This is a genomic window from Candidatus Enterococcus moelleringii (genome assembly GCF_017377575.1).
In the GTDB taxonomy this organism is placed as follows: domain Bacteria; phylum Bacillota; class Bacilli; order Lactobacillales; family Enterococcaceae; genus Enterococcus_A; species Enterococcus_A moelleringii.
The window spans coordinates 1-5,140 of record NZ_JAFREM010000050.1 but is presented as its reverse complement, the minus strand read 5'-3'; the positions used below and the strand labels follow the sequence as shown (position 1 = coordinate 5,140).

The 5,140-nt window shown below is 44.8% G+C and carries 6 protein-coding genes; all 6 read right to left on the bottom strand.

Annotated elements, in window-relative coordinates; all coding sequences use genetic code 11:
* Positions 1-126: 126 nt before the first annotated feature.
* The 6 genes from JZO70_RS22145 to JZO70_RS22120 all read right to left on the bottom strand — a co-directional run bounded on the left by JZO70_RS22145 (position 127) and on the right by JZO70_RS22120 (position 4,994).
* Positions 127-1,107 carry a signal peptidase I gene (locus JZO70_RS22145; protein ID WP_207675875.1) on the bottom strand — a complete coding sequence of 327 codons (981 nt, stop codon included), beginning with the start codon at positions 1,105-1,107 and terminating at the stop codon, positions 127-129.
* 13 nt (positions 1,108-1,120) lie between these two features.
* On the bottom strand, positions 1,121-2,206 hold the full coding sequence (locus JZO70_RS22140; RefSeq protein WP_207675874.1) for a glucosaminidase domain-containing protein: 1,086 nt from the start codon (positions 2,204-2,206) through the stop codon (positions 1,121-1,123).
* A complete protein-coding gene (locus JZO70_RS22135; protein WP_207675873.1) occupies positions 2,196-2,498 on the bottom strand; it encodes a hypothetical protein in 303 nt (100 codons plus the stop codon). Before JZO70_RS22135 ends, JZO70_RS22140 begins: the two co-directional genes overlap by 11 nt.
* Positions 2,499-2,960, bottom strand: coding sequence for a signal peptidase I (gene lepB / locus JZO70_RS22130; RefSeq protein ID WP_207675872.1), 462 nt, complete (start codon positions 2,958-2,960; stop codon positions 2,499-2,501).
* Between the two features lie 51 nt (positions 2,961-3,011).
* Positions 3,012-4,106, bottom strand: a complete 1,095-nt coding sequence (locus JZO70_RS22125; protein WP_207675876.1) for a hypothetical protein — start codon at positions 4,104-4,106, stop codon at positions 3,012-3,014.
* Between the two features lie 69 nt (positions 4,107-4,175).
* The gene (locus tag JZO70_RS22120) at positions 4,176-4,994 is read right to left on the bottom strand and encodes a hypothetical protein (protein ID WP_207675871.1); all 819 of its coding nucleotides are present in this window, start codon (positions 4,992-4,994) and stop codon (positions 4,176-4,178) included.
* Between the last annotated feature and the right edge of the window lie 146 nt (positions 4,995-5,140).

Sequence of the window (5,140 nt, the reverse complement as noted above, 5' to 3'; positions counted from 1 at the left end):
GCTGCGATTAACGCTAAAGCCGCCGCTGCAGCCATCAGCTTTTTCTTCTTACTGTTCTTCTTCATTTCTTTTCCTCCCATATTTTTCCTTTTTTGTTTTTATATAAGCACTTGTCAAAACAAGCGGTTATACCCTATTTGGATACCTTTTTCTTTTATATGGTTCTTGTACTGGATCAGGTTGTAAAAAATAAGCTTTAAGTACTAAGAAGAACCCGAAGGTCGATAGTACACAAACTAGACACAACCAAAGATTTTCTTGAACAAAATTCAAGATGCTGCCCATTTTGGGAATAACAAAGGTGACCTTGCCATAGACCCGACTCGCCTCTATTGGCGGGTCATTGCTTTCGTTGGCATCCCCTTTAGTAACGATATAGTCGCCTTCTTTACCATTCAGTTCGGTTAAGCGCTCTACCATTCTATGAGTCAAGTAACGATTTCCTTCACCTACTTGGAAAGTAACAACGTCGCCTTCCTTCACTTGCCTGCCATCGGTCATCTTCACCAGAACAATATCCCCAGAATAAAATCCTTTAGAAGGTGAGTCAGGCTGTGACGCCATCGAATCCGTCAGTACTTGGTAAAAGCGATAACCGAAAATAGCGGCATCAGACTTTTCACTAAAGGCAAACATCAACGAGCTAAGCAAAATTCCAATCGTCAACGTGTAGAAAAATAAATTGTAGATAAACAAAAAGATCTTGCGGTTGGTTGATTTCTTTGCCACCTGTAATGTCTGTGCGCCTTGCGAATCCGGGCGCTGCGTTCGTGGTCTTTGAGGAGGCGCTCCCCTCTCTCGTGCATCGTAATCATCAGCTGGCCGTGCATTTCTATATTGCGGCGGCGGACCGGTTCGATACGGAGCTCTTCTTGAATCTGGCCGTTGTTTCATTGGACGCGGTGGACGCTCGTAATCTCTGCGCGGAGCCGATTCGTGATATTGCGGCCTGCCTCGGTAGTGCGGGCGATCATCCATTTCCTCGTAGTCATATTCATCTTCTTCATACCGTCTTGGCGGTCGTCGATTAGAAGGGGGACGGTCACGATATGGCGGTCGGTCGTCGAAATCATAGTCTTGATCTCGGTAATCACGTTGTCTCGTCATAATTCCCCTTCTTTCATTGTGTTGGTCGGTTGCCTGATAGCTGCTTTGCTGGTCGTTGTGTGACAGGTGGAATAATAACTACCTGTTGTTTTGTCTTACTAACAATTGTTTTCTCATCTCTCGTTGTTTCTTCAATTGATTGAGCTGATTTACTAGCTTCAGTAGTTGTATCCATAGAGTTTTGTTGGCCCTCTGTAGAATCAAGAATTTCTTCTTGCTTACTCAGCTCCTGATCAAACTCCACCAACCCATACGTCTCAATCAACACATTCAACTTCTTATCATAAGAAGTATCCGTCGCATACTTCCCGGTCAATGCCGTCGTAGCCTCTTGGTAACTAGCCGCATATTCCTTCCAAGTCCCTTGATAAAATCCTGGATTTCCCGACAGTCCATTTTTCAAAAGCGCCGCATAATCTTCCAGCGACTCTTTATAACTGGGATATTGCCGAAAAGCCGACTTGATCATATATAGCTGACCATTCCCTTTATCTTCTTGGGTATTAAAGCTGACTTCTTTCCCCTGATAACTACCTTTAATTCCAAACAAGTTATGATGAGGTGGTCTTGACAGTTGGCTATTTCCCGATCCTGTTTCCAGAATTGCTTGAGCGATCATCACGGAAGCGTAAAGTCCGTTATCCCAAGCAATTTGCTGAGCATCTTTACCTATCTTCCTAATAAACTCTTCTGTCGTTTGGTTCTTCACCACCGAAAATTGATAATGCTCTTCTACCTTCTCAGGAGTAGTCACTGGCCGAATGATTTCCGGAACCTGTGCATTCGACTCTTCCGTCACTTCAACAGTCTCTACAGAAACCTCGCTGGCAGATGATCCTTCAGAACCTTCTGAAATTTCAGAAAGTTGAGATTGCTCTTCTTTAATAGAAGATTCTTTTACTGAACTTGATTTTTCCAACGAATGATCAGCGGTGCTTGCAGCCGGTGATAAACTATCAGCTTCACTCTGGAGCACTTCTCGTGAAGCAGTGCTGGAGGCTTCTGTTTCCGCCAGCACAACTTGTCTCACCTGCGATTGACAACCAGACAACAAAATTCCGCTCACCAATACCACACAGAGTAGTTCTTTACTTTTCATTCCCGGACCGCCTCTCTTGCGGTCGTGGTCTAGGTCGTCTTTGTCTAGTAGCCACCTTCTTCAGGTCCATCAAGATCGTGTGATAATGCAATGCGGTCATTCGCAAATAAATAGCTAGCATCATTAACAACATCAATAAGAACAATTGGCTGACCGTCACCACCTCTTGAAAATCCGTGAAGTAAAAAAAGATTCCTAAGACTGCAACACCCAGCAGAACCACCAAAGAGAAGAGCCAGTAGACCCAATACCAAAAGGTGTACCATTCGATTTTTTCTTGTAATGACTTCATTTACTTGCTGTTCCCCTCTTGGACGATGCCTAAAATTTGTCGCCGTGTAATTAATCCGAAGTGGCGGCTGTCCTGAGATACCGACCGATTGTCTCCTAAGATGAAGTAGTAACCTTCAGGGATCGGATCGATAGAAAACTCACCCCAGTTGAAATCTTCCGTTTCCTTACCAAATGGATCGTTTACCAATTGTTCATTTACAAATAATTTGCCACCTCGATAATTGATTCGTTCACCAGGAAGGCCAATCACTCGTTTAAGGTAGCGTCCTTTTGGATTTTCAGGCGGTCGCAAGACCACCACATCGAATCGTTTCGGTTTGCCGTGTGAGATAATTTGGATCACTTCCTCTTCTTTATAGGTTGGAAACATGGATTCACCACTGACAAAATATTTCGGATATGCCCAGTGATAGCCTCTGAATAATCCGAAAAAAAGCAGATAAGAAAGTGCAAAAGTCATTGCTAACTTCGCCGGCATTGACCACAGATAAAAAGGCTTGAATCGTCTGCCTCAGCCAACCTCCTCAGCGTTTTTAGCTGGTGCATCCTTTTGTTCACGAACCATCTTTTCCAGCAATGAGCTTTCGCCTTGCAGCAAATCAAAATACGCTGCCTTGCCTAGCAAATTGTCATAGTCCATCTTCATCAGCTTCACGTAAGGTTTCCTGAACCACGGCCGCGCATGAACCTTCGCCCGCGACTCGATCACCTGGCATTCGTAAATGACAAAATGAATATCGCGTGCCGAAAGATTCGCTTTGATCTGTTTCACCTGATCACGTTCATACACTAGCTTGTTTCCTGTCACGGTCATCTTTTCAGTCTTGTTCACCAGCTCGCCATTCAGGTTCCACATTTGTTCCAGGAACTTCCCCTTTTGCAAGAGATAGGTATACTCCCGCAGGCTGATCTTGATGCGCTTGTCCCAGTCGTTTTCTTCTTTGTGTTCCTGGCTAAAGTACTGGATGCCGCTGTAAAGCATCGATAGTTCCAGCTTTTCAATCACCATCTCCAGTTTCTGGTTAACTGCTCGAAGCCTGGCTTTGCTCTGTGTCTCCTGTTTGATTTCCTCTTTTTGAACCAAGTCCACCGAACTGGCGACTTCTTGCGTTTTTTTCTCTGCCTTCTTTATCGGCGGAAGAACTTTTTTTGGTTTTCTTTCACTACTGAAGTTCTGTTCTGCCAACTCTTGCATCAGTTGTTCACCATGCTTTAGGGCTTCCGCACTAGTCATCGCAAATTGTTGGGCCAAGCTGTCTTCTAAATGAACCGCGAAGGGAAATCCGCTTTTGTGAAATACCAAAGGAACAAAGTCAAAACGGTACATCTGCCTGCCATACTTGGGTTCCTCCGTCTGGGCCTTCAGCCATGCAAACTGGGGAAAGAACTGACGAAGGGCCTGATAAAAGCTTTGCCAATCAAACTCGCCTGGTTCCAATAAAAGCTCCAAATGATAGCTGCCGTCCATCCATTGAAAAAGCTGCTGAAAGTGATTGCGGATCTTCTCCCGCTGTCCTTCACTAAGACTTCCTTCAGGTGCATAGAGATATTCGCAAGCTTTCTCGATCGCGACCAATAACTCCGTGCTGTCCAGTTCATCCTTCATCTTCGGTGCTGGGGTGGGATACAGTGTAATTTGACTACTAAATGCGTTCACTGCGGTTCATCCCCTCTATTACTCTTCATCCAGCAAGCTGTCGCTGTTGGCTAATAATTTGACGAAGAATTGTGCCGTTTCTTCTTGAACGATCCGCAGACGCTTGCGATAGTTCTTGATTTCCTGCTTCATGACCCGCAGCTCCAAGGCCGAATCATGAAGCATTTGATCCGCGTCCTGTTGGGCTTGATTGCGAATGCCATTGGCTTCATATTCTGCCCGTTCCAGAATTTGTTTTTCCTGCTTCTTAGATTCCACCAAGATATTTGCCAGTTCGTCTTTCATCGCTTCACTAGCTGCTTGGGCTTTTTTCAGCTGATTGATTTCTTTTTGAGCCGCCGCTAGAGCCTCTGACTGGGTCTGCTCGGTTTGGTTCAGCTGTTTTGTGCTTTGATCCAATTGATCCATTAATAATTGGATCTGTTTATCTTTTTCAATCTGCAAATCCTGCATCTGTTGGTCTTTCTCTGTTAACGTCGAGGCCATCGTAGTCAACTCTGTTTGTTTGACCTCTAGCTGATGCTTCAGCTGCGCAGCGGTTTCTTCTAGGCGCTCGACTTCTTGCTGCAGCGGTGATTCTATCTGATCCCGCGGGTCTTCTCTTAGAACTGATCCGTCCCCGCTATTGGTTTCCCCATAACCATCGTTACGAGTACGTGACCGCCGTTCGTTGCGATCGTAGTCGTTACGAGGTTCAGCTGGCCGTTCATATCCTTCCTCAGGATAGGCATCATAGCCGTAATCTTCCTCGTATCCCTCGTCGTACTCATCGTAAAAATAATCTTCCTGTTGTGGTTCCTGATAGACTTCCTTTTTCGGTTTGCCAAATCCAAACATGTTTCTTTTCCCCCCTGCACCTTTCGTATATATCAGCTCTTAAAACAAACTCACGTAAATCGTTCGTAAGCACTAAAGAATTCCGCCAAAAAGTGGTAAAATGATAAGTGATACCCCTCTCGATTCTTTCTTTGAATTATGTAAAA

What these genes read in the sequence shown, in the direction of transcription:
- JZO70_RS22145 (WP_207675875.1), bottom strand. Translation starts at nt 1,107, where the DNA reads ATGACGAGACAACGTGATTACCGAGATCAAGACTATGATTTCGACGAC.
- JZO70_RS22140 (WP_207675874.1), bottom strand. Translation starts at nt 2,206, where the DNA reads ATGAAAAGTAAAGAACTACTCTGTGTGGTATTGGTGAGCGGAATTTTG.
- JZO70_RS22135 (WP_207675873.1), bottom strand. Translation starts at nt 2,498, where the DNA reads ATGAAGTCATTACAAGAAAAAATCGAATGGTACACCTTTTGGTATTGG.
- lepB (WP_207675872.1), bottom strand. Translation starts at nt 2,960, where the DNA reads ATGACTTTTGCACTTTCTTATCTGCTTTTTTTCGGATTATTCAGAGGC.
- JZO70_RS22125 (WP_207675876.1), bottom strand. Translation starts at nt 4,106, where the DNA reads ATGAAGGATGAACTGGACAGCACGGAGTTATTGGTCGCGATCGAGAAA.
- JZO70_RS22120 (WP_207675871.1), bottom strand. Translation starts at nt 4,994, where the DNA reads ATGTTTGGATTTGGCAAACCGAAAAAGGAAGTCTATCAGGAACCACAA.